At 54.6% G+C, this 23,062-nt stretch carries 16 protein-coding genes and 4 pseudogenes; 8 read left to right on the top strand and 12 right to left on the bottom strand.

What is annotated here, in order from left to right:
• Window positions 1-423: 423 nt before the first annotated feature.
• The 3 genes from JNO11_RS19195 to JNO11_RS19185 all read left to right on the top strand — a co-directional run bounded on the left by JNO11_RS19195 (window position 424) and on the right by JNO11_RS19185 (window position 2,872).
• A complete protein-coding gene (locus JNO11_RS19195) occupies window positions 424-1,686 on the top strand; it encodes a glycosyltransferase family 9 protein (RefSeq protein ID WP_325177603.1) in 1,263 nt (420 codons plus the stop codon).
• 593 nt (window positions 1,687-2,279) lie between these two features.
• Window positions 2,280-2,558, top strand: a complete 279-nt coding sequence (locus tag JNO11_RS19190) for a type II toxin-antitoxin system ParD family antitoxin (RefSeq protein WP_033773230.1) — start codon at window positions 2,280-2,282, stop codon at window positions 2,556-2,558.
• A complete protein-coding gene (locus tag JNO11_RS19185; RefSeq protein ID WP_033773231.1) occupies window positions 2,558-2,872 on the top strand; it encodes a type II toxin-antitoxin system RelE/ParE family toxin in 315 nt (104 codons plus the stop codon). The genes JNO11_RS19190 and JNO11_RS19185 overlap by 1 nt, the downstream gene beginning before the upstream one ends.
• 102 nt (window positions 2,873-2,974) lie before the next feature.
• Here JNO11_RS19185 and JNO11_RS19180 read toward each other — a convergent pair.
• The 5 genes and pseudogenes from JNO11_RS19180 to fdnG all read right to left on the bottom strand — a co-directional run bounded on the left by JNO11_RS19180 (window position 2,975) and on the right by fdnG (window position 9,135).
• Window positions 2,975-3,587: pseudogene (locus tag JNO11_RS19180) on the bottom strand (glutathione S-transferase).
• Between the two features lie 21 nt (window positions 3,588-3,608).
• A complete protein-coding gene (gene fdhE / locus JNO11_RS19175) occupies window positions 3,609-4,532 on the bottom strand; it encodes a formate dehydrogenase accessory protein FdhE (protein ID WP_052270951.1) in 924 nt (307 codons plus the stop codon).
• The gene (gene fdoI / locus JNO11_RS19170; RefSeq protein WP_325177602.1) at window positions 4,532-5,173 is read right to left on the bottom strand and encodes a formate dehydrogenase cytochrome b556 subunit; all 642 of its coding nucleotides are present in this window, start codon (window positions 5,171-5,173) and stop codon (window positions 4,532-4,534) included. The genes fdhE and fdoI overlap by 1 nt, the downstream gene beginning before the upstream one ends.
• Window positions 5,173-6,072: a formate dehydrogenase subunit beta gene (gene fdxH, locus JNO11_RS19165; protein WP_010257476.1), complete on the bottom strand. Its 900-nt coding sequence runs from the start codon at window positions 6,070-6,072 to the stop codon at window positions 5,173-5,175. Before fdxH ends, fdoI begins: the two co-directional genes overlap by 1 nt.
• A 12-nt stretch (window positions 6,073-6,084) precedes the next feature.
• Window positions 6,085-9,135, bottom strand: a complete 3,051-nt coding sequence (gene fdnG / locus JNO11_RS19160) for a formate dehydrogenase-N subunit alpha (protein WP_325177601.1) — start codon at window positions 9,133-9,135, stop codon at window positions 6,085-6,087.
• A 404-nt stretch (window positions 9,136-9,539) separates the two neighbouring features.
• On the opposite strand from fdnG, the gene fdhD reads away from it, so the two are divergent.
• Window positions 9,540-10,364 (top strand): formate dehydrogenase accessory sulfurtransferase FdhD, encoded by an 825-nt coding sequence (gene fdhD / locus JNO11_RS19155; protein WP_010257467.1) that lies wholly within the window; start codon window positions 9,540-9,542, stop codon window positions 10,362-10,364.
• On the opposite strand, the gene JNO11_RS19150 is transcribed toward fdhD, so the two are convergent.
• Window positions 10,361-11,137: a DeoR/GlpR family DNA-binding transcription regulator gene (locus JNO11_RS19150; RefSeq protein ID WP_137229742.1), complete on the bottom strand. Its 777-nt coding sequence runs from the start codon at window positions 11,135-11,137 to the stop codon at window positions 10,361-10,363. The two genes, fdhD and JNO11_RS19150, sit on opposite strands and share 4 nt — an antisense overlap.
• A gap of 207 nt (window positions 11,138-11,344) precedes the next feature.
• Here JNO11_RS19150 and JNO11_RS19145 point away from each other — a divergent pair.
• The 3 genes and pseudogenes from JNO11_RS19145 to JNO11_RS24855 all read left to right on the top strand — a co-directional run bounded on the left by JNO11_RS19145 (window position 11,345) and on the right by JNO11_RS24855 (window position 14,767).
• Window positions 11,345-12,686: pseudogene (locus tag JNO11_RS19145) on the top strand (aspartate aminotransferase family protein).
• Window positions 12,687-12,968: 282 nt separating this feature from the next.
• On the top strand, window positions 12,969-13,586 hold the full coding sequence (gene sodA, locus JNO11_RS19140; RefSeq protein ID WP_008926407.1) for a superoxide dismutase [Mn]: 618 nt from the start codon (window positions 12,969-12,971) through the stop codon (window positions 13,584-13,586).
• 212 nt (window positions 13,587-13,798) lie between these two features.
• Window positions 13,799-14,767: pseudogene (locus JNO11_RS24855) on the top strand (VirK/YbjX family protein).
• Window positions 14,768-14,775: 8 nt separating this feature from the next.
• Here the strand turns inward: JNO11_RS24855 and JNO11_RS19125 are convergent.
• The 6 genes and pseudogenes from JNO11_RS19125 to JNO11_RS19100 form a co-directional block, all read right to left on the bottom strand.
• Window positions 14,776-15,138 carry a YibL family ribosome-associated protein gene (locus JNO11_RS19125; protein WP_325177598.1) on the bottom strand — a complete coding sequence of 121 codons (363 nt, stop codon included), beginning with the start codon at window positions 15,136-15,138 and terminating at the stop codon, window positions 14,776-14,778.
• Window positions 15,139-15,241: 103 nt separating this feature from the next.
• Window positions 15,242-15,787 carry a mannitol operon repressor MtlR gene (mtlR, locus tag JNO11_RS19120; RefSeq protein ID WP_171820345.1) on the bottom strand — a complete coding sequence of 182 codons (546 nt, stop codon included), beginning with the start codon at window positions 15,785-15,787 and terminating at the stop codon, window positions 15,242-15,244.
• Window positions 15,788-15,851: 64 nt separating this feature from the next.
• The gene (mtlD, locus tag JNO11_RS19115) at window positions 15,852-17,000 is read right to left on the bottom strand and encodes a mannitol-1-phosphate 5-dehydrogenase (RefSeq protein WP_010257450.1); all 1,149 of its coding nucleotides are present in this window, start codon (window positions 16,998-17,000) and stop codon (window positions 15,852-15,854) included.
• 96 nt (window positions 17,001-17,096) lie between these two features.
• The gene (locus tag JNO11_RS19110) at window positions 17,097-19,031 is read right to left on the bottom strand and encodes a PTS mannitol transporter subunit IICBA (protein WP_010257448.1); all 1,935 of its coding nucleotides are present in this window, start codon (window positions 19,029-19,031) and stop codon (window positions 17,097-17,099) included.
• A 432-nt stretch (window positions 19,032-19,463) separates the two neighbouring features.
• Window positions 19,464-20,180 carry a DUF3053 domain-containing protein gene (locus JNO11_RS19105; protein WP_010671639.1) on the bottom strand — a complete coding sequence of 239 codons (717 nt, stop codon included), beginning with the start codon at window positions 20,178-20,180 and terminating at the stop codon, window positions 19,464-19,466.
• 237 nt (window positions 20,181-20,417) lie between these two features.
• Window positions 20,418-22,017: pseudogene (locus JNO11_RS19100) on the bottom strand (gamma-glutamyltransferase family protein).
• Between the two features lie 734 nt (window positions 22,018-22,751).
• On the opposite strand from JNO11_RS19100, the gene JNO11_RS19095 reads away from it, so the two are divergent.
• A complete protein-coding gene (locus tag JNO11_RS19095; protein ID WP_010257438.1) occupies window positions 22,752-23,048 on the top strand; it encodes an HTH-type transcriptional regulator in 297 nt (98 codons plus the stop codon).
• The last annotated feature ends 14 nt before the right edge of the window (window positions 23,049-23,062 follow it).

Below are 23,062 nucleotides of genomic sequence, written 5' to 3'. Positions count from 1 at the left end.
TCACCATTACCTCTGAAAGCGTTTACCCTGGCGCTATGTCCGTAATAAGTATTCGGGAAGTAATGTTAAAAATAGCTGATTCTATTCAATGATTACCTTTGAGTGGGTTATTTATCAGAGCTTGCCATTAGTGAAATTTCAGTGAGTAACTTATATTTAGCAACCTGAGTTGTCATATCACGGCGCATGATGCAGTAAGGTTAATGGGAACGATAATGGCTGGGTGTTTTTAGCAAAAATCCAATCAGTGATGTTAATTGAATGATGATCCTGCAGAACGATTAAATATTATTGTATAGCGTAAGCGTTTCAGGATGTTGTAGAATTACATGATTATTAAAAGGTTAATATAAATAAAAGACGATTGATTTAAGTGATTTTTGTATCAAATAAAAGATCTTATCAGGAAGCAGGAAGGGTGAAATGAATAAGGATGTGAGGATCACCGTATCAAAGGGACCATTCAAAAAAATACGCGAATGGAATCGAAGAAAAAACTACTATCTTAAAGAGGTGAAACTCGAGGCAAGAATCTCTATTGCAAAGCTTCTGTGGGATAAACGGAAAAAAGTCTCCTTTGAACCTGACTCCGTGAAAACTGTACTGCTTGTTCGCAATGAAGGAAAAGTGGGTGATATCATCGTTTCGATGCCACTCATCAGGTCCCTTCATCAGGCTGGCTATGCAGTAGATTTGCTGGTAACTGAAGCCTGTTACGACATAATAAAATACAGCCCTTTTATCAGGCATATTTATAAGGCAGGAAATTGCAGTTATAACCATTACCTGAAGTCTTTTTATCATACCGTTTCACAAGCAACGATGAAAATGCTAAATAGAAATAAGTATGATCTGATTATCGATCCTTGCTTATCCGAAACGCCGGTGCATCGAATGAAGTTATTTCGGGATATCAATGCCAGATTCGTTATTGGCCTAAATAAGCAATCTGATATCAGCCATTACACAGTTTCGGTTCCCTATAAAAATGAAAAGCAGCATGTTACAGAGTTACTTTCTTTGATAAGTAAAAGCATTGGCGTTAAAGCGACAGGCAATTTCACTTACAGTCTTCATTTTCCTGATGTTGTGCTTGATGAGGTGAGGCACTTTCTTAGTCCCTGGGAAAATAAGAAAAAAATTCTTATTAATGCTTTTGCTGGCACGCCGGAAAGGAACTTCTCACAACAGCAATTGCTGGAAATCATTAATATGATTAGTAATAACAGCAGGGAGGTGAAAATCATCACTCTGGATCATCGTAATGAAATAGCGGTGCCGCTTCCTGAAAATGTTGTGAAAAATCCCTTTTATACTTTGCATCATGTGATGGCATTAATTAAAGAATCGGATATGGTGATAACGCCAGATACATCAATTGTACATATCTCTGCTGCGTGGAAAAAACCTCTTATCGCCGTTTACAAAAATGCGCCTAATAATGATATGTGGGCGCCAGGCTATGAAAACGCAAGCCACATCATTGTTCATGATGATAAAACATCCGATGCTGAGAATATCCCTGAGCGTATTTTTAAAGAGATAATCCGAAGGAATTTATTGGGCAAGCGTGAGATGAAATTTCAGGAATCCGTATCGGTGATCGAGTTGAAAGAACCTGTTCGTACGCACGGTTATCATGCTCCCGACTGCTGTATCGCCTCCTCTGATCAGCTCTGCTGCTGACCAGCAGATAAATCGTCCTGCCGTGCCATACACCATTGTCCTTCTTAAGTGGCTGGCTTAGAAAAAGCTCTCACGCCGCAACGGCACCATATCTTGCAGAGCAGATACATACGCTGACTATCACGAAAGGGGCTGACAGAAAAGATGTGGTGAAATACTGAAGCAAACCTGATTGTGCATGCGGTGGTGGGTATGCTCGTAGGTAAAAATTTGCCTGAAAACAATAACCTTTAATCCCAAAAAGCCAGGTAATAAACTGAGAGGCGCCTCTGAAAAACCCATTGTTTTTCCGGCAGATTTTGTGTGGTTTTCTATTCCTGAATCCCTCTTCAGCTCCTTTAAACAGCCAGCTATTCAATCTTTAAGTCCAGGTTATGCACATTATAATCTGTATGGTTTTTACACTGTCCGATAATGACAGTGCCTGAATCGCTGATAAGATGTGCTATCGCGCTGTTGAAAACCGGATACCCTCGACGACATCTGTAAGTCCCCAATTCTCAGGAGAGAGCGACACAACAGAGTGTGAAACTGACAGCTGCCAGAAAGGTGAGTATGATTAAATCCTATCAGGCAGAAGAAAGAGGTTACCCATGAGAACAACACAGCAGATGAGTATCACGCTGCCCAATGAAATGGCAGCACAGGTTAAGGCACGTGTTGCCAGCGGCGAATATGCATCGGAAAGCGAAGTGATCCGTGAAGGATTGCGTGCGCTGATGGCACGGGATCATGCCGTGGAACAATGGCTGCATGAAAAGGTAGTGCCCGCCTGGGAAGCACTTCAAAGTGGCGAAACACAAAGCCTGAGCGCTAACGACCTCAGGAACAGACTGAAAGCGGAACACAGGAAGGCGACCGGGGAGGAGTAATGGTTTACAGGGTGGTGTTCGCACCAGAGGCGCAGGAACAACTGGCAGAACTTTACCGTTATATCGCGCAAGCAGCGACACCCTATACCGCTTTAAACTTTACGGAAAACGTCATCGATTATTGTGAGTCTCTTGCACAGTTCCCACATAGAGGGAACTGTCGTGATGATCTTCTGCCAGGACTGAGAATCACCAATTACCGCAGACGGACAATAATTGCTTTCATGCTGTCTGAGAAAACAGTGAGTGTTTTAGGCATATGGCATGGCGGGCAGGATTATGAAAATGACCTGTCTGGAGACGAAATTGACTGAGTTGTCAGACCAGCAGGCCGATTATATTTTTCCTGTGCAGCGTAACAAAATGTCGCTTCCATGCCTGCCCGGGGCGCTTTGATAGTTATTTCGCCTGACCCATCACGCCGCAGGCGGCGTCGTCCGCGCAAAAGCTCTCACGCTGAAACAGTGTTTCCGCCAGTTTCACCAGCGCCGGTCGTTCAACACACCAGTTCGGCACTACGCGACGGAAATTGAGGTAGCCGATCATGCAACCGGTGGCGATATCCGCCAGATTGAGCTGGCCGTTGTTAAGCCATTTCCCCTCTGCCGCCTTCGCTTCCAGCATGTCGAGGCTGCGCTGAATCTTTTCACGATTGCGCAGCAGCACCTCTTCCGACTGTAAATTTCCCGGACGCATCTGCTCGCGCACGATCACCAGCGCGGCATCGCTGACGCCATCCGCCAGCTTCTCCAGCTGACGGATGTTAAGCGATTCAAGCGGATCGGCAGGCAGCAGAGCAGGCTCCACGCCACGCAGTTCCAGAAACTCCGCAATGATGCTGGAATCGAACCAGATTTGCTTATCGTCAGCGACCAGCGCCGGAACTTTGCCCAGCGGATTGTAGTGCGGCACATGGCTGTCATCGCTGTAAGGCGATGCGTTAACGAATTCAAAAGTAATGCCTTTTTCCAGCATGATAATCGAAATCTTACGCACAAACGGGCTGGTATAGCTGCCAATCAGTTTCATCGGGTTCTCCAGAGTCAGTGACTATTCGCCAGGAAACATAAAGGGATTGAGACTGCTGCGTGCGAAGCCTTCCTGCTCCATTTTGGCATCCAGTATCAGCGATGCCAGGTCATCTGCCACCGGTTCAATGGCCGGATCTTTCTCCTGATAGAGCATCTTCAGGTAAGTGCCGCAGTCGCCACAGCTCTCTGCTTTCACCGCCGCCCGTTCGCTGTCGATCGACCAGTAGTGCAGATCACGGGACTGTTCGCACTGGGTACATTTGCTGCGCACCACATGCCATTCACTTTCGCATAGATTACAGTGCAGATAGCGCGCGCCTTCATGACTGCCCATATGCACCACGCTGGCGACTGGCATACTGGCGCAGACCGGACAGAACTGGCGCTGATCGCCCATCTCAGCGCGTGCTTTGCCTGGGATCAGGGCCGCCATCTGCGCCCAGTAGAGCGAAAGCGCCGCCCAGATAAAGGGTGCTTTGTCGCTGCTGACCAGCGCATACTCGCCGGTAAACAGCGCGCTGGCCAGCGTTTCCAGCTCGGTAGCGGACGCCTTCTCCAGATTCTCCAGCACCGCCAGTGCCTGACCGCTCATCTCTGGCTTCAGCTCGGCAATCAGTGAATGCAGCAGTCGCTGCCAGTGGGGATCGCGCGGCAGGGTATGAATATTCAGCGGCGGCTTGCCCTCGCTGGCGCTCTGCGTCAGGCGGGCATGCAGGTCGATGTGCAGCGGATGGTCATACAGCACAATCTCCTGCGCTTCAGCGATCACCGCCGCAAAGCGCAGGTAGTCGCCGAGTGGGTTTTTCGCCGCCAGGTCACGCAGTCGCGCAGCACGACGGCTGTATAAATTTTTCAGCCGTGGAAAAAGTAACGGCGGAATCATCTCCGCCGTTGTCTTTTCGCCTTTCTCCAGCTGATCTTGCGGGATTATGCGAATACTCATCAGGGGCGTTTTTCCTGTTTTATTGGCGGATTACGCTGCTCGCGATACCAGCGAGGATGGTGCTGCCTGGCCCATTCGGCGCTGACCCAGCCTTCTACCATCGCGGTCAGTGTGCCTTTGACCCACAACGCAGCATAAATGTGCACCATAATGACGATGATCAGCGCCACCGCTGACACCGAATGTACCACCAACGCCAGACGAATCAGCGGAATGGCGAAGGCATCGGCAAAGTAAGGTCGCCAGATCACGATGCCACTGGCAAGCAGCAACACTAAGCTGATAATAGCAGCCCAGAACACACACTTCTGACCAAAGTTATATTTACCGGTATCACCTACCTCTTCATTCAGCGCAATCAGGTGAATGTTTCTGGCCCAGTAAAGGTCATCGCGATTAATCAGGTTGTGTTTCCAGTAACGCAAAAACATCAGCATAAAAGCAACGAACATCACCACGCCGACAAAAGGATGCAGAATACGCGCCAGCTGTGGTGTGCCAAATATCTGCATCAGCCAGTTGAACGACGTAAAGAAAAACCCTAATCCGCTTAACGCGGCCATGACAAAGCAAATCGCGACAATCCAGTGATTGATGCGTTCGGGTGCGCGGTAACGCACCAGATGATCGGGTTTTTTCATTATTTGCGCTCCTCAGGATGATCGTCGTTGTCGTCGTGCTCTTCAGTGACGCGATTCGGGCCAACGCCAACATAGTGAAAAATAGAGGCGGCGAACGTAGCGGCAAAACCCACCGCCGCCAGCGGTTTCCAGATCCCCTTCCAGAAGGTCACCGTCGGGCTGATGCCCGGGTTAGCAGGCAGACCGTGGTAGAGCTGAGGCTTGTCGGCATGATGCAGCACATACATTACATGGGTGCCGCCCACGCCTTCCGGGTTGTAGAGGCCAGCCTGCGCAAAGCCGCGCGACTTCAGCTCCGCTACACGTTCCTCCGCCAGCGTCAGCATGTCGCTTTTGCTGCCGAAATGAATGGCACCGGTCGGACAGGTCTTCACACAGGCAGGCTCCTGGCCGACGCTGACGCGATCCACGCACAGGGTGCATTTGTAGGCGCGGTTATCCTCTTTGTTGAGCCGCGGCACGTTGAACGGGCAACCCGCAATGCAGTATCCGCAGCCGATACACTGCTCAGACTGGAAATCGACGATGCCGTTGGCGTACTGAATAATGGCACCTGCCGACGGACAGGCTTTCAGGCAGCCGGGATCGGCGCAGTGCATGCAGCCATCTTTGCGAATCAGCCAGGCCAGCTTGCCATTCTCTTCAACTTCCGAGAAGCGCATCACCGTCCAGGATTTGGCGGTCAAATCGGTAGGGTTGTCATAGACCCCGATGTTATGACCGACTTCATCGCGGATGTCGTTCCATTCGGAGCAGGCGACCTGACAGCCTTTGCAGCCAATACAGGTGGTGACGTCAATGAGCTTCGCGACTTCACGCTGGTGATCGCGCGCCTGTGGCGGTGGGGTGAAGCCGTTGGTCGCTGAGCGACGGATAATATCTTGTGATTGATAAGCCATTGTCATCTACCGTTACGCTTTTTCCACTTTTACTAAAAATCCCTTGTATTCCGGGGTCTGCGAGTTGGCATCGCCAACCGACGGCGTCAGCGTATTGGCGAGGAAGCCTTTGCGCGTGGTGCCTTCAAAGCCCCAGTGACAGGGAATACCCACGGTATCAACCGGCTTGCCGTCAATCATCAGACGCTGCAGACGACGTGTTACCACCGCTTTGGCTTTGATATAGCCACGGCGCGACGAGACTTTGACGCTGTCTCCGGCCTTGATGCCTTTCTCCTCTGCCAGTTCGGTGCCGATTTCAACAAACTGCTCCGGCTGCGCAATCGCGTTCAGCAGGGCATGTTTGGTCCAGTGCCGGAACAGTTCGGTGATGGAATAGGTGGTGGCGACGCAGGGATAGTCAGCGGCCTCGCCCAGTTGCGCGGCGTCGCTGCTGAACAGTCGAACGACCGGACTATGACGCTGCTGCGGATTCATAGGATTGTTGGCGAGCGGGCTTTCCATCGGTTCGTAATGTTCCGGGAAGGGGCCGTCGGCCATCTTATCGAGCGCAAACAGATGGCCAAGACCATCGGGCTGCATGATAAACGGACCGGCCTGCTGCTGCGGCGACAGCGTTACCGGATAATCCGGCACGTCGATGCCGTGCCAGCGAGTGCCATCCCACTCAATCAGGCGGCGATTCGGATCCCAGGCTTTACCCTGCGCATCGGCGGAGGCGCGGTTATAAAGAATGCGGCGGTTAGCCGGCCACGCCCAGGCCCAACCGGAGACCGCGCCCAGCCCCGATGGGTCGGCGTTGTCGCGTCGTGCCATCTGGTTGCCTTCCGGCGTCCAGCTGCCGCTGTAGATCCAGCAGGCGCTGGCGGTGGTGCCGTCGTTACGCAGCTCTGAGAAGCCGTTGAGCTGCTGGCCTTTTTTCAGCAACAGCTTGCCGCTGGCGTCGTAAATGTCGGCAAGCGCCTGACCGTTGTTCTCCTGCGCCACCTCTTCCGGCTCAGGATTAGACGGATCGCGGTAGTCCCAGCGCATTGCCATCAGCGGTTCAGGGTTTGCTCCGCCTTCCAGGCGATAGCGCGCGCGCAGACGCATGAACAGATTGCCGAGGATTTTACCGTCGTGCAGCGCTTCAGCGGGCGGCTCCGCGGCCGCCCAGTGCCACTGCAGCCAGCGCGACGAGTTCGCCACCGATCCCGACTCTTCAGCGAAGCAGGAAGAGGGCAGACGGAATACTTCGGTCTGGATTTTCGACGGATCGACATCGTTGAACTCGTCGTGATGCTGCCAGAAGCTGGCGGTTTCGGTGCGAAGCGGATCGATCACCACCATATATTTGAGGCGGGACAGTGCCCGGACCGCTTTATTTTTGTCCGGGAAGGCGGCCAGCAGGTTGAAGCCCTGAATCAGGCAACCATTGAGCGCGCCCTGTTCCATCATCTCCGCCTGCGCCATGCAGTCGTAGCTCTTATCCCACTTCGGCAGCCAGTCGTAGCCCCACTGGTTTTCCGCTGTGGCCTTATCGCCGTAGAAACTCTTCATCAGGCTGACGAAAAATTTGTCGGTGTTCTGCCAGTAGTTGACCTGATCCGGCAGTGTCGCGACCGGCGTGGCCTGCTGCAGGTAGGTTGCCAGCGTGGTCATCTTCTCTGAGGGCAGTGGCAGATAGCCCGGCAGACTCTGCGCCAGCAGGCCGAGATCGGTATAGCCCTGCACATTGGAGTGGCCGCGCAGCGCGTTAATACCGCCGCCTGGCATCCCGATATTACCCAGCAGCAGCTGAATCATCGCCGCCGTGCGGATAATCTGCGAACCGTTGGTGTGGTGAGTCCAGCCCAGCGCATAGAGAATAGTCGCGGTGCGATTCGGCACACAGGTGGAGGCCAGCTGCCTGCACACCGCAATAAAGGATTCCTGCGAAGTGCCGCACAGGCGCGTCACCATTTCCGGGGTGTAACGGCTGGCATGGGTTTTCAGCAGGTTCAGCACGCAACGCGGGTGAGTGAAGCTCTCATCGCGTTTCGCATGGCCGTTTTCATCCAGCTCATAGTGCCAGCTCTGACGATCGTACTGACGGGTTTCAGCATCGTAACCGCTGAACAACCCGTCGCTGAAGCTGAAACCTTCGCTGACAATCAGTGCGGCATTGGTGAAGGCGCGAACATACTCCTGCTGAATCTGATTGTGTTGCAGCAGATAGTTGATCACTCCCATCAGGAAAACCACGTCGCTGCCGGCACGCAGTGGCGCGTAGAGATCGGCGACCGCCGCAGAGCGGTTAAAGCGTGGATCGACCACGATGACCTGCGCATTGTTATGGGTTTTGGCTTCAATCACCCATTTAAAGCCAACCGGATGCGCCTCGGCGGGGTTGCCGCCCATGATCATCACCACATTGGCATTTTTGATGTCGTTCCAGTTATTGGTCATCGCACCGCGACCAAAGCTGGGGGCCAGCGCGGCCACGGTCGGGCCGTGACACAGGCGCGCCTGGTTTTCCAGCGCCAGAATACCCAGCGAGCGGGCAAATTTCTGATCGAGCAGGCCGGTTTCATTACTGGCGGCGGAAGAGCAGAGCATGGCGGTGGTCGGCCAGCGGTTTACCGTCACGCCAGCGGCGTTGGTGGCCTGGAAATTGGCATCGCGATCCTGCTTCATCAGGCGGGCTATGCGGTCAAATGCCTCATCCCAGCTGATGCGCTGCCATTTATCCGAGCCTGGCGCGCGGTATTCCGGGTATTTCAGGCGCTGTTCACTGTGAATAAAGTCGAGCACGCCCGCGCCTTTGGGGCAGAGCGATCCACGACTGACAGGATGGTCAGGATCGCCTTCAATATGGTAAATCGAGGCGCGGGCATTTTTAGCGCCATCACCCAGGCTGTAAATCAGCATGCCGCAGCCGACTGAGCAGTAGGTGCAGTTATTACGTGTCTCTCTGGCGCGAATGAGTTTGAACTCTCTGACGCTGGCTAAGGCTGTGGTGGGGGCAAAACCGAGTAACGCCGCGCTGGTGCCCGCCAACCCGCCAGCACAGATTTTGAAAAAACTCCGTCTGTTAATTTGCATTTTATCGTTCTACTTTATTGGCTCCATTGCGAAGCCTTGCAAAATAGCAGCCCTATCTGCCTGTAAGTTGACCAGGGTCAACAGGTTAGTCATTAGTAATTCTTTTTCTAAATTTTGTTAAAAATCCTCGGCAACCAATCCCCGGCGCAAGCAGATTTCACGTAGCGGCAGATAATTACTGTTGTTTTATGCTTACCGATGTTAAAGCCTGAAAGATACCCATTCTCATTCTGCCCGCCAGCAGGCGTGGCTGCGCCTTTCCCGGTGAGAAAACCGCATGAATTGCCCCGCTGTTTATTTGCGCCGCACCGGGCCAGAAGGCAAAATTAGTCTGCGTCTGATAGCCGTTGTGCAGCCGCACTGACTGTCGCATTTCATTATTTATTAACAACAGGTCGTACTTTTTGAAAGCTATCCAGCCTGACTCAGGCGAAGATTTAACAATTCAGGCCGGCGTCAGCAGAACGCAGGTATGGCAGCGTGCCGATTTGACCGCAGCAGAGTCTGACTGGCTGGCGGACGAGGTGCCGGTGGCGCTGGTTTACAACGGCATCTCTCACGTGGTGATGATGACCACGCCCAAAGATCTGGAGGCGTTTGCGCTGGGTTTTTCGCTGTCAGAGGGCATTATCGACGCGCCAGGCGACATTTTCGGCATGGACATCGTGCCGGGCTGTCACGGCATTGAGGTTCAGATTGAGCTTTCCAGCCGTCGTTTTATGGCGCTGAAAGAGCAGCGTCGTGCGCTGGCAGGCCGTACCGGCTGCGGCGTGTGTGGCGTTGAACAGCTGGACCAGATTGGCAAGCCGCTCTCTCCGCTGCCGTTTACCCAGACCTTTGCGCTGGATCAGCTGGATCGGGCGCTGGGCCAGCTGAAAGCGTATCAGCCGGTCGGACAGAAAACCGGCTGCACCCATGCTGCCGCGTGGATCCAGCCTGATGGTCAGCTGGCCGGTGGCTGTGAAGATGTGGGTCGCCATGTGGCACTGGATAAGCTGCTGGGCTATCGCAGCCAGGCTGAGTGGGGGCCAGGCGCGGTGCTGGTCTCCAGCCGCGCCAGCTATGAAATGGTGCAGAAGTCCGCCATGTGCGGGGTTGAGATCCTGTTCGCAGTCTCGGCAGCGACCCGCCTGGCGGTTGAGGTGGCTGAGCGCTGCAATCTGACGCTGGTCGGGTTCAGTAAACCTGGACGCGCTACGGTTTACAGCCATCCTCAGCGGCTGCGTTAAACCACCATCACCTCTGGCAGCGTCTGCTGCAACGCCTCAAGGGCGGCACTGTTGTCGCCGCCACTATCCGTAATCAGCAGGTTGATCGCCGGTGACGGCGCGTAAACCGTGCGGCTGACTACCCCCAGTTTGGTGTGATCGGCCAGCAGATAGCAGGAAGTGGATTGCTGCACCATCGCCCTGGCGATGGCCGCTTCGTGCGGATGAAAACTGCTGGCACCGCAACCCGCCTCAATGCCGACCGGTGACAGCAGCGCCACATCGGCGCGATAGCGGATAATCTCACCTACAGTGATTTCGCCACGCGTCTGTTGCGCACCCGCCGACATCATCCCGCCCAGCAAAATGATCTGATTATTCAGCGGCTGATCTTCTTCTCCGGCGCTCAGCGCCAGCGCGGCCTGCAGGCTGTTGGTCACAATCGTCAGGCCGGAAAGGGCGTGCAACTCCTCTGCCAGCAGCGTGGTGGTGCTGCCCGCATCCAGAAACAGCGTTTGTCCGGGCTGCAGCAACTGCGCAGCGGCGCGGGCGATGGCGCGCTTCTCCCGGGTCTGGGTACTGCGGCGTTCCGTCAGCGGGGGTTCAGCCCGCGTTTCAATCGCCACCAGCCCGCCGTGAACGCGGCGCGCCAGACCCAGCGCTTCCAGCTCAATGATATCGCGGCGCGCGGTTTCGCGTGAGACCCCCAGCTCCCTGATAATGCGCTCGGTACTCACCTGGTTAAGCCGGGTCAGTAAGGCACGGATGCGATGAAGGCGCGTTTCCTGCAGCATAGAGGTTTCCTTTTAAAGCGCGAAGATCACGGATGATACGCCAGTGAAGCGAAAGATTCCGTCTGAATCAGTGAGCAAGCTTAGCGCGGCGATCTGCCTGCGTCATGTGTATTTTATTGTATTTGTGTATTTGGTTGCATTTTAGATTCAGGCAGGCATGATAAAGGCGTCAGCTCTTCCTCCTTCATCCTTGTAACGGGAGTCATTATGGCCACGCGTTCCACCATTATGGATACCAACAGTTTCCGTGCCGAACATGCCGATGCGCTCGACAGCGATACGCGCAAACTGACCGATAAACGCAGCAAAGTGCTTGGCGAATCTTATCGCCTGTTCTATCGCAAACCGGTGCATCTGGTGCGGGGTGAAGGGCAATATCTGTGGGATGCGGCGGGCGATAAATATCTCGACGTCTACAACAACGTGGCGAGCATCGGGCACTGCCATCCGGCCGTGACTGAGGCGGTGACGCAGCAGATGAAAATGCTGAATACCCACACCCGTTACCTGCATGAAAATATTCTGGACTACAGCGAAGCGCTGCTGGCGACCACGCCCACGGCGATCGATCGCGCGATGTATATGTGCACCGGATCGGAAGCTAACGACCTGGCGATTCGCGTGGCGCGCGCCTTTAGCGGCGGCAGCGGGATTATTGTCAGTAAAGAGGCCTATCATGGCACCAGTGAGCTGACATCCGGCGCTTCTCCGGCGCTGGGCAGTGGACAGCCGCTGGCGCCCACCACGCGGCTGGTGATGCCACCGGATGCGTATCGTGTGGACGCGCCTGACCTGGGTGACTGGTTCGCTGGCCAGATTCAGCAGCAGATTGATGATATGGCGGCGCACGGCATTAAATTTGCCGGCTTCCTGGCGGACTCAATCTTCTCCTCGGACGGCGTGTTGCCCGATCCGCGCGGCTTCCTGAAAAAAGCGGTCGAGGTGGTGCATGCCAACGGCGGCATCTTTATTGCCGATGAAGTGCAGCCTGGTTTTGGCCGTACCGGCGACGCGTTCTGGGGCTTTGGCCGCCACGATGTGGTGCCTGACATCATTACCACCGGCAAGCCAATGGGCAACGGCATTCCGGTTTCCGGCCTGCTGGCAAAAAGTGAAGTGCTGGCCGCCTTCAGCGACTCAATTCCCTACTTCAATACCTTTGGTGGTAATCCGGTCGCGATGGCGGCGGCGCAGGCGGTACTGAAAGTGATCACCGAAGAGGGGTTACAGGAACACAGCCGCGTGGTCGGCGCGAAGCTGCTGGCGGAGCTGCGAACCCTGATGGATCGCTATGAGTGCGTGGGGGGATGTGCGCGGTGCCGGACTGTTTATCGGTTTTGAGCTGGTCACCGATCGTCACAGCAAAACGCCGGACAAAACGCTGGCGCTGGATTTAATCGAGAAGCTGCGTGAACATCGCGTGCTGACCTCGGTCGCCGGCCCGTATGGGAATGTGCTGAAACTGCGTCCGCCACTGGCGTTCCAGGAAGGGGATATCGACTGGCTGGTCGGCGCGCTCGACAGCGGGCTGCGCGAACTGGGCAGGTAACGCGCAGGGCAGGGCAGATGCGGCGTTCGGGCGGGATGAGTGCCTGCTGGTGGTGCTGGCAGAGTGCTTCGCTCTCCCTGTCTGATAAAGCTGAAAAGGCGGAGTCAGCAGCAGCATGCTGTAAAAACAACGGGTTGCTTTTGCCAGATTTCTCAAATCCTTATGGTTAATAGGGCATTGATTACCCTTTTACGCTACATGAATTTAACTATAATGATTCGACTGCTTACGCGGCACGTCCCGAATTCGTCGTGCTGCTCAAACTAAATGGAGAGGAAGAACATGAGTTATTCACTGCCATCCCTGCCTTACGCATACGACGCACTGGAACCGCATTTCGACAAGCAGACGATGGAAATCCATCACACCAAACATCACCAGACCTACGTGAACAACGCTAACGCGGCGCTGGAAGGCACTGAATTTGCCAATCTGCCGGTAGAAGAGCTGATCACCAAACTGGATCAGCTGCCAGCAGACAAAAAAGGCCCACTGCGTAATAACGCAGGCGGCCACGCTAACCACAGCCTGTTCTGGAAAGGCCTGAAAACCGGCACCACGCTGCAGGGCGACCTGAAAGCGGCTATCGAGAAAGATTTCGGTAGCGTGGAAAAATTCCAGGAAGAGTTCGAGAAAGCGGCTGCGACCCGTTTCGGCTCAGGCTGGGCGTGGCTGGTTAAAAAAGGCGACAAACTGGCTGTGGTATCTACCGCAAACCAGGACAACCCGCTGATGGGTGAAGCGGTTGCTGGCGTTTCTGGCTTCCCAATCATCGGTCTGGACGTGTGGGAACACGCCTACTACCTGAAGTATCAGAACAAACGTCCTGACTACATCAAAGCATTCTGGAACGTGGTCAACTGGGACGAAGCAGCAGCCCGCTTCGCAGCTGCCCAGTAAGTTAACCCAGTGTTAACGTGATAACGATAAACCGGTGGAATTTATTTCGCCGGTTTTTTTTATCTTTAAATTCTGTCGTCCCAGATTAAACCAAAAATAAACGGATCTCGCTTTTTAACCGCCGCGCTTTTAACCTTCTGCCACATTAACACGCCGTTGATACTCGTTGTTTTATGCTCAGTGACATTCCTGCTCACTGTGTGTCGATGACTATGTCAATTATAACTACTCACGAAACCACGACCGATTCTTCTGCATCGCTTTTTTTCAGTTAATTAGCGGAAAATACGTTCCGAATAAACTCTGGATAAGTAAACGTTTCCGGCTGAAATTTGTGTTAAGAACCTTAATATCGCCACTGACTACGCTGCGTTATCTGGATGAGCTGTCGCATTTACCGCAACTTCCTCTGTTGATGAGTACCCAGGGATTGCTGCCAGCCAAGCTGCACCGGCCCTATCTGCGCTCAGGGTTGAGCATTGCTGCGCGCGCGCAGGCGATACTTGATCATTACAGCCTGATGAATAATCTGGAAAACCCTGCGCTGCGTCAGCTGCTGCAAAGCGCCACGGATAATCCGCTGGCTACGCTGACCGGTAAAAATGGCGAATCCTTTTTTACTTTCCTGCAGTTCCGGTTATTTCGATCGGGAAGGGGAAGTGACGCTGGTATTACGTTATAACGACGAAGTTATTGCTTCACTTTCATTTTCAATTCTCAATGAAAATAACCAGCGCACATTATTAATTGGCGGATTACAGGGTCCGCGGAAACATATCAATAATGAGGTGATCCGCGAGGCGACCAAAGCGGCGCAGGGTCTCTTTCCGAAACGCCTGTTAATGGAAGCGGTATTTATTGTGGCGAAGCAGTGCGGTGTGGAGAATATTCTGGCGGTTGGCGATGAGACTCATGTCTTCCGCAGCCTGCGCTATCGCCACAGCAAAGGGGATAAGTTCTTTGCCAGCTACAGTGAATTCTGGTTGTCGCTGAGTGGCGAGGCGCGCAGGGATGGGATGTTTATCCTGCCGCTGAGCCTGCCGCGCAAAACGCTGGAGGAGATTGCCAGTAAGAAGCGGGCTGAATATCGTCGCCGCTATGAATTGCTGGATGCGCTGGCGGAGCAGGTCTATGCCGCCGCCGGCGAACGCAAAGCCGATGTCGATCAGGCTGCTGCCTGATCGACCCGTCAGAATGCGGTTTTGGCGAAGCCGGTCATTGCTGTCAGCCCCATCTCACGTCCCAGCGCGGTCATTGGATGCACCACGACCAGGCCGCGCACGCGTTTCTTCAGCGCGCCCAGATTTGCCTGCTCTTTCTTAGTAATTTCGCGGCTGAAGCCCATTTTTTGCAGCTTCTGCGCCTCGGCACTGAGTTTTTCAACCCGCTGACCGCGCAGACGCTCAATCTCAATGACCAGCGCTTCTTTCTCTTTCAGCAACGCGCCCAGTTTCTCGACATCACCCGATTCCAGTAACTGCGGCTCTTTGCGGTTCAATGCGTCCAGCTTATCGCTGAGAAGTTTGATTTCGTTCTTTTCTTGCTCTTTCATGACAACAACTCGTTGAGGAAAACAGGCCAAGGATACACCAAATCTGGCGCATATTCCCGCTCAGGTTAAGACGAAAAAGGCGCCGTGATGGCGCCTGACAGGATTAGCTGCCGGACTTTTTAAACGCCTGCTTCATACTGATGCGGGCGATCAGCTCGGTTAGCGACAGGACCATGGTGGATCGCACCATCTGCAGATAGCGCTGCTGCTGCATGCTGCGCAGCTCTGCATCTTCGGTGTGAAACACCGGCGCGGGTGGCCAGGCGGTGACGCAGTGCAGTTCACCAAACGGACCAAGGATCTCATCGTCGGTAAAACGATAATCACCGCTGTCGTGATTCAGCTCTTCGCGCAGCGCCAGCAGCAGTTCACCATCTTCATATTCGTGCCGGCTGATAACGCCAAGACCGTAAATCAGCTTCAGACGAACCGAGAGTTCGCCCAAAGGACCATCGCCCAGCAGCAGCGGTTCTACGGCATATTTCACCGCGTAGTCATCTTTACGGAAGACCTGCAGCACCAGCAGATTGACGGCTTCAGCCAATAGCTCAACGGCGGCGATCAGAAAGCTTCTCACCGAACGACCGGCGTTCAGGCGCTCAAGCACCCGGTTTTCAAAAGCCTGCTTCTCTTCCATTATTGCCTGCATGGGTTCAATACCGCCGTTGGGCGCAGGCGAACTGCGCCCGGCTTGCGTCACTAACACGCGCGCATTATGCCATAGCGTGCCAGGCGCTCACCACCGAAGCCACCACTTCGCTGTCAGCATCCAGACCTGAAACCTCAGCCAGCGTCGCCTGTGGGCCTTTTTCTGCCAGCAGCGTGGCCAGCTCCTGCGCCTGTGGGTCCTGGTCGCTGCGATAGTGCATCGCAGCGGCAATGCCCTGCACCAGGCTGGCGTGCGGTAAACCATACTCCAGCGTGCCCAGCGTCGGCTTGATCAGGCGATCGCCCGCGCTGAGTTTACGCAGCGGCTGACGACCCACACGCTCAACATCATCTTTCAGATAAGGGTTCTCAAAACGGCCAAGAATTTTCTGGATGTAGGCCGCATGTTTATCCGCCTCAAAACCGTAGCGCTTAATCAGCACCGCGCCGCTCTCTTCCATCGCCCCTTTCACCACGGCCCGGATTTTTTCATCGAGGATGGCGTCACGAATGGTCTGGTGACCGGCCAGCTGGCCGAGATAGGCGGTAATCGCGTGACCGGTGTTCAGTGTGAAGAGTTTACGCTCAACAAATGCCATCAGGTTATCGGTCAGTTCCATACCCGGAATCGCAGGCAGGTCGCCTTTAAACTGAGTTTTATCGACGATCCATTCGCTGAAGGTTTCAACGGTCACTTCCAGCGGATCGGTGCTGCCCGCTTCAGACGGTGGCACGATGCGATCGACAGCGGAATCCACAAAGCCGACATGCTGCTCAAGCCAGGCGTGATACTGCTCCGGCAGCGCCTTCAGCACATGCTGTTTCAGCTGGCTGGTGCCGCGCACCATATTCTCACAGGCGATAATATTTAGCGGGCGGGTATTGCCGTTATCGCTGCGTTTTGCCAGGCCTTTAGCCACACTGCCGGCAATACGCTCCAGAATCTGCGGGCCCACGGCGGTGGTAACGAGATCGACTTCAGAAACCAGGGTGATGATCTCATCGCTGGTGCTGTTTACCGCACTGACGCCTTTAACGGTTTCTGTTTTGGCCTGCTCGCCAACTACATGAACGGGATACTCATGACGCGCGTTCAGTGCATCCAGCACCGTCTGATTCACATCAGCAAAAACCAGTTCGATACCTGCATCAGCCAGTAACTTGCCGATAAAGCCGCGACCAATGTTTCCTGCTCCGAAATGTAACGCTTTCATAATTTTTGACCCATATCAAATGACGATGGGGCGGGCAAACCCGCCCCAGGAAATCGGGGCGGGCATGACCGCCCCAGGGAAAATAATTGCTATAAATTACGCGATTGCAGGCTTACCTGACAGCAGATCCAGCACTTCCTGCACGCTGGTGGTGTTCGCCAGCTTCTCAATCACGCTGTCATCATCCAGCGCATTGGTCAGACTGGTGATCACCTGGATGTGCTCGTTGTTACGGGCAGCAATACCAATCACCAGGCGCGCCACATCGTCGGGCTCTTCACCGAACAGGACGCCTGCCGGATACTGACAGAACACCACGCCGGTTTTCAGCACGCGATCTTTCGCTTCGACCGTACCGTGCGGCACGGCAATCGACTCACCGAGATAGGTCGGTGTCAGTTTTTCACGCGCCAGCATCGCCTCAACGTATTCAGGCTCAACGTAACCGCCTTTCACCAGCTGTTCGCCCGCAAAGCGAATCGCCTGCTCTTTGTTACTGGCGGTCAGGCCGAGGAAAACGTTATCCGCACCCAGTTTAAACAGGTGTGCGTTGCCTTCATCGTAGCTGTCAGAGAGCGCGGTGTTTACCGTTTGACGATGCACGTCGCTGCGGTTAGCCGCCACCAGACGCTCGGTCAGGGTGCTGTAGAGCGCGCTGTCGAGGAAGTTGTTCAGCGAGATATGCTGCGCATGCGGAGCCTGGCGGATGGCGCGTTCAGTCAGGTCACGGTGGGTAATCACCAGATCGACATCACCCGGCAGGGCGTTGATCGCGGTATTGGTCACCGATACATTGCTCAGCCCGGCGTCCTGCACTTTCTTGCGCAGTACGCCTGCACCCATCGCGCTGGAACCCATACCGGCATCACAGGCGACGATGATTTTACGCACGTGATGCAGTTCAACGCTCATGGCATCGCTGGCGACTGGCGCACCCGCGCCGCTCTGGCCTTTAGACTGCGCTTTCATCTCATGCATGCGCTGGGTCGCGGCTTCGATATCGTCATCTTCTTTGACTTTGCTGGTTTTCAGCAGGATAGCGGACACCACGAAGGAGACGGCGAAGGCGGCAGCGATAGCAGCGATGTTCGCGAAGTAGGCCCCTTTTGGCGTCATTGCCAGCACCGCCAGGATTGAACCCGGTGAGGCAGGAGAGACCAGGCCACCGTTCAGCACCGTCAGCGTGAAGACGCCGGTCATACCGCCAAGGATAACCGCCAGCAGCAGACGAGGAGCCATCAGCACATACGGGAAGTAGATCTCATGGATGCCGCCAAGGAAGTGGATGATTGCCGCACCGCCCGCAGACTGTTTAGCACTGCCACGACCAAAGAACATATAGGCCATCAGCACGCCCATACCCGGACCCGGGTTGGCTTCGATCAGGAAGAAAATGGATTTGCCGGCTTCACTAGCCTGCTGGATACCGAGCGGCGAGAAGATACCGTGGTTAATGGCGTTGTTCAGGAACAGGATTTTCGCGGGTTCGACGAAGATCGAGGTCAGTGGCAGCAGGTTGTTCTGCACCATCAGATTCACGCCCGCGGCGAGAATGTGTGACAGACCTTCTACCAGCGGACCGATCGCCAGGAACGCCAGCAGTGCCAGTATCATCCCGATAATACCGGCCGAGAAGTTGTTGACCAGCATCTCGAAGCCGCTTTTGATTTTGCCGTCAATCGCCCGGTCAAACGACTTGATTGCCCAGCCGCCCAGCGGACCGGCAATCATCGCACCGAGGAACATCGGCATATCCGCACCGACAATCACACCCATGGTGGTAATGGCACCGACCACGCCGCCGCGATCGCCGCCCACCAGACGCCCACCGGTGAAACCGATCAGCAGTGGCAGCAGGTAGGTGATCATCGGGCCAACCAGTTTGGCCAGCGTTTCGTTAGGGATCCAGCCAGTTGGAATAAACAGTGCGGTGATGATACCCCAGGCGATAAACGCCCCGATGTTTGGCATCACCATATTACTCAGAAAGCGACCAAAGCTTTGTACTTTGACCTTCACTGATGAGGACATAAACCCACCCCTTATTGAGACGCGCTGCAATAGGAGAGCGCGCTTGTTTTTGTTTAGCCACCCCGACCCAAAGCCGGTGGTATTACTGTATGCACGCGGACTCTATCACGCGAATTTGACGCTGCGTAGCGTGCGGGGTAAGTGTGATCTACATCACTGATTAAGGGTGGTGGCAGGGGTGATTAGCGTGATTTTGATCACACTTTAAGGCGTAGCTCAGGCTCAGTTGGCTGATTTTTAGACGGGGTGGCCGGTTATCTGTGAGGTGAATCACACTTGTTTGACGTTGATTTGTTATATATCTGTGACCTAGATCACAAACTATTTTTGGTCGAAAATGCGCCAGATCACACTTCATTCAGCAGGTGATTGGGTGGGAGGAGAAAAGAGAGTGGGACGGGCAGACGATTAGCGCCTGCCCGTAAAGCGGATTTACTGCAGACCACCCTGGACGGCAGCCTGTGCCTGAGGAAGCGCCTGCGAATTGGCGGATAAAGTGCTCATCAGCGCGTTATATTGCGAAGCCTGATCCTGAGTCGGGAACTGCACGCCGCCATCATTGAAGCTGACACGGGTTCCCTGCGTTTGCAGGAAATCGCCGGTCTGCACTGCACCCTGACTCAGCGCCTGGAGTTTTGGCAGCAGAGGAATCAGCTGATTGGCAGGCACCGTCACCACTTTGTTATAGGCGGTGTCGTAGACTTTTTTCAGGTCATCCGGCTGCTTCAGGGTCGCCTTGCTGCTGTCCGCCTGCATTTTGGCGCTTTCAATCTGCTGGGTGACGATCACCAGTGCGCTGGTCGCCTGACGCAGGGAATCACGACGGCTGAGATAATCCTGCGGAACGCGAATGGCAGAAAGCTCATCCACCACCGGACGCATACCCTGTTCAACCGCTTTGTTCGCCTGCTGCGAGAAGCCATACATAATGGCGTAATCGCTGGCGAAGTTGCCAAAGCTCTGCTTCTGGTTTTCGCTGAGGCTGGGCAGATGCTCGCCGCTGCGCATCACAGTGTTCTGGAGAAAATCGATAAATGCTTTGCGCTGCTCGCCTTCTTTATCACCGCATGCGGTGAGTTGCAGCACGATCAGCGCGCCAGCGAGCATAATGCCGCCACGTGCCATAAGGCGTGTAAGTCCTGAAGCCATAGGGTCAACTCCTGTCGGTGATACTGTCAGATGTCCAGGTAGGAATGGCCTAAAGAATAGAACAAACCCGAGCCACGGCACAACGTGAAACCACCTGTGAAACAGATGCTTTCTGAAACGCCGGTTACAGAATGGGGCCGCCTGCGCCTCAGGGCGTGTTGCGTTCCCTGCCATTGCAGGCTTCAGCGCGCAGAGATGAAGTAGGGGTTGAGCAGCCTGACGCTCACTGCCGCGACCTTAAAACACCACCGCCTGACCATCTTTGCGACTCTCACTGGCCGCAATGTAGAAGCCCTGCGGATCGCGCACTATCGCCTGCGCGCCACCAAAATTGTAATTACTCAGGGGATCTTCCAGTACCACGTTGTGGCCCATACGGCGCAGTGTGCTCAGGGTATTGCGATCGAGGGTTGATTCAAATACCACCTCGCGTCCCTGCACCACGCGCCAGCGCGGCGCATCAATCGCGGCCTGCGGATTCTGCTGGTGCAGCATAATGCGCAGCGCCAGCTGGAGGTGCCCCTGCGCCTGCATCGGGCCGCCCATCACGCCAAATGCCATCAGCGGCTGGCCCTGCTGATCCCGCGCAAAGGCTGGAATGATGGTATGAAACGGCCGCTTACCGCCTGCCACGACGTTGGGATGGTCTGGATCGAGTGAAAAGCCCGCCCCCCCGGTTCTGCAGGCTGATGCCGGTATCGGGTACCACCACGCCGGAGCCAAATCCCATGTAGTTAGACTGAATGAATGAGACCATCATGCCGCTGGCATCACCGGCGGCGACATACACTGTGCCGCTCTGCTGCGGTGATCCAAAGCGGAAATCTCCCGCCTTGTCAGGATCAATTAACGCTGCCCGCTGGCGAATATAGTCGTTGCTGAGCAGGTGTTCCGCCGGAAATTCGAGGTGATCTTCATCGGTGACATAACGGTCCAGATCAACCAGCGCCAGTTTCATCGCCTCGATGGAGAGATGCAGCCACTGCGGCGAATCCGGTGCATAGCGGTTGATTTCCCACTCTTCCAGAATGCCAAGTGCAATTAAGGTCGCAATGCCCTGACCATTCGGCGGCAGCTCCTGCACCGATCCTCCGGCAAACGGACGCGACAGCAGAGTAACCCAGTCGGCACGATGGTATTTCAAATCCTCCAGCGTCAGGGCTGCGCCATGCTCACGGGCGAAGGCTGTCATCTTTTGCGCCAGTGCGCCGCGGTAAAAGCTTTCGCCCTGAGTCTCAGCGATTTCCTGCAAGGTGCGGGCCTGAGCCGGGTTGCGGAATAGCTCGCCAGCACGCGGCGGACGACCCTGCGGCGCAAAGCAGTCGCTAAAGCCAGGTTGATCCCGCAGCTTGTCATAGCCGCGCTGCCACAGCTGACCAATCAGCGGTGAAACCGGAAAACCGTCGCGCGCATAGTCAATTGCCGGTTGTGCCAGGGTGGTCAGCGGTAAGGTGCCAAAGCGCTGTGCCAGTGTGACCCATGCCGAGACGGCCCCTGGCACAGTGACGGATTCCCAGCCGGTTTCAGGCATCGCACTAAAATCGGCAAAGCGTTCGGGATGCCACGCGGCTGGCGATCGGCCTGAGGCGTTTAACCCATGCAGCTCGCTGCCATCCCAGACAATGGCAAACGCATCGCTGCCGATGCCGTTTCCGGTTGGCTCCAGCACGGTTAAGGCGATGGCGGTGGCGATAGCCGCATCCACGGCGTTTCCACCCTGTTGCAGCATCCGTAAACCCGCCTGCGCCGCCAGCGGTTGAGAGGTTGCCACGGCATTACGACCCATCATCGGTACACGATGAGAAGGGTATCCGACGTTAAAATCTGTTTCACGCATCGCTTTTCCTTACAGAGGTCAGGTATAGGTTTGGCCTGTCGTCAGTGCGTTATCACGGGGCTGCACTTTTACCGCGCATCAGGTCGATAGTTGCCGGGTAACTGCACCGGCATGAGGCGTCAGCCGTTTCGTTAAGATGACTGTTGATTAATCTGGCGACAGATCGCCGTTAAGAATAAAAGATCTACCCGCTCTGCACTGTGAGCCGCCGCGCGCCAGTCCTCAGGCCCAAACCAGGACTATTCTTAATTTAATAAGAACAGTGAATATATGTGTTCAGGAAGTAAACCATTGGCGTATATTTTGCACTCACTACCTGAAGAGGTGTATTGCCTCACAGAAATGAGAATATGCCAGCAAAAAGCTTGATGGCATCCACATAAATAGCAAACACCATTTGATTTTTCTGCCCACACCGAAGGCACAAAACTCAACTGCCTCAGCGGGTTAGAGGCGCTGGAACTTTTCCGGCAAACCATAGTTAAAAAAATAATTATAAATTGCGCGGCAAATAGTCAGGTCTCTATCCATACTTAGTCTCCCGGCATTTGTTGCATTGACCTGACATCTTTAAAGCAGTGCACCGCAGGCTGTGTCCCGTAATGGTTTCTCTCATAACAAAAATAAACCCTTGCGGGATCCAGCCTGAAACAGGCCCGGTTTCAGAGTCCTGACTTCAGGCTCGTACCTCTCTACTTTCACGTGCTTCATAGCGAGTTTTTAAGGAGTTCTCTATGGAATTAAAAGACCCGATGTTTGAATTGCTCAGCAGCCTTGAGCAGATTGTTTTGACACGTGATGATCGCGCCGCCGAGTTACTTATTCAGCGTCAGCAACCCGCCCAGCCAGAGCCGCAGCGTCTGCGTGAAATGACCGGCATGCAGGTTGATGAGTTTGCAAAAGTAATGGGCGTGAGCGTTTCTTCCGTGAAAAGCTGGGAAGCCCGGCGTACCCGTCCTTCCGCGACGGCGCAGAAACTGATGAAGTTATTACATGCCAATCCCTATCTGGGACGGCAGTTGCTTGAATAAACTGATATCACGAA

The organism is Pantoea sp. 1B4, assembly GCF_016925765.1.
GTDB lineage: Bacteria > Pseudomonadota > Gammaproteobacteria > Enterobacterales > Enterobacteriaceae > Pantoea > Pantoea agglomerans.
The sequence above is the reverse complement of the archived record's forward strand: the minus strand, read 5'-3'. Positions and strand labels throughout refer to the sequence as shown.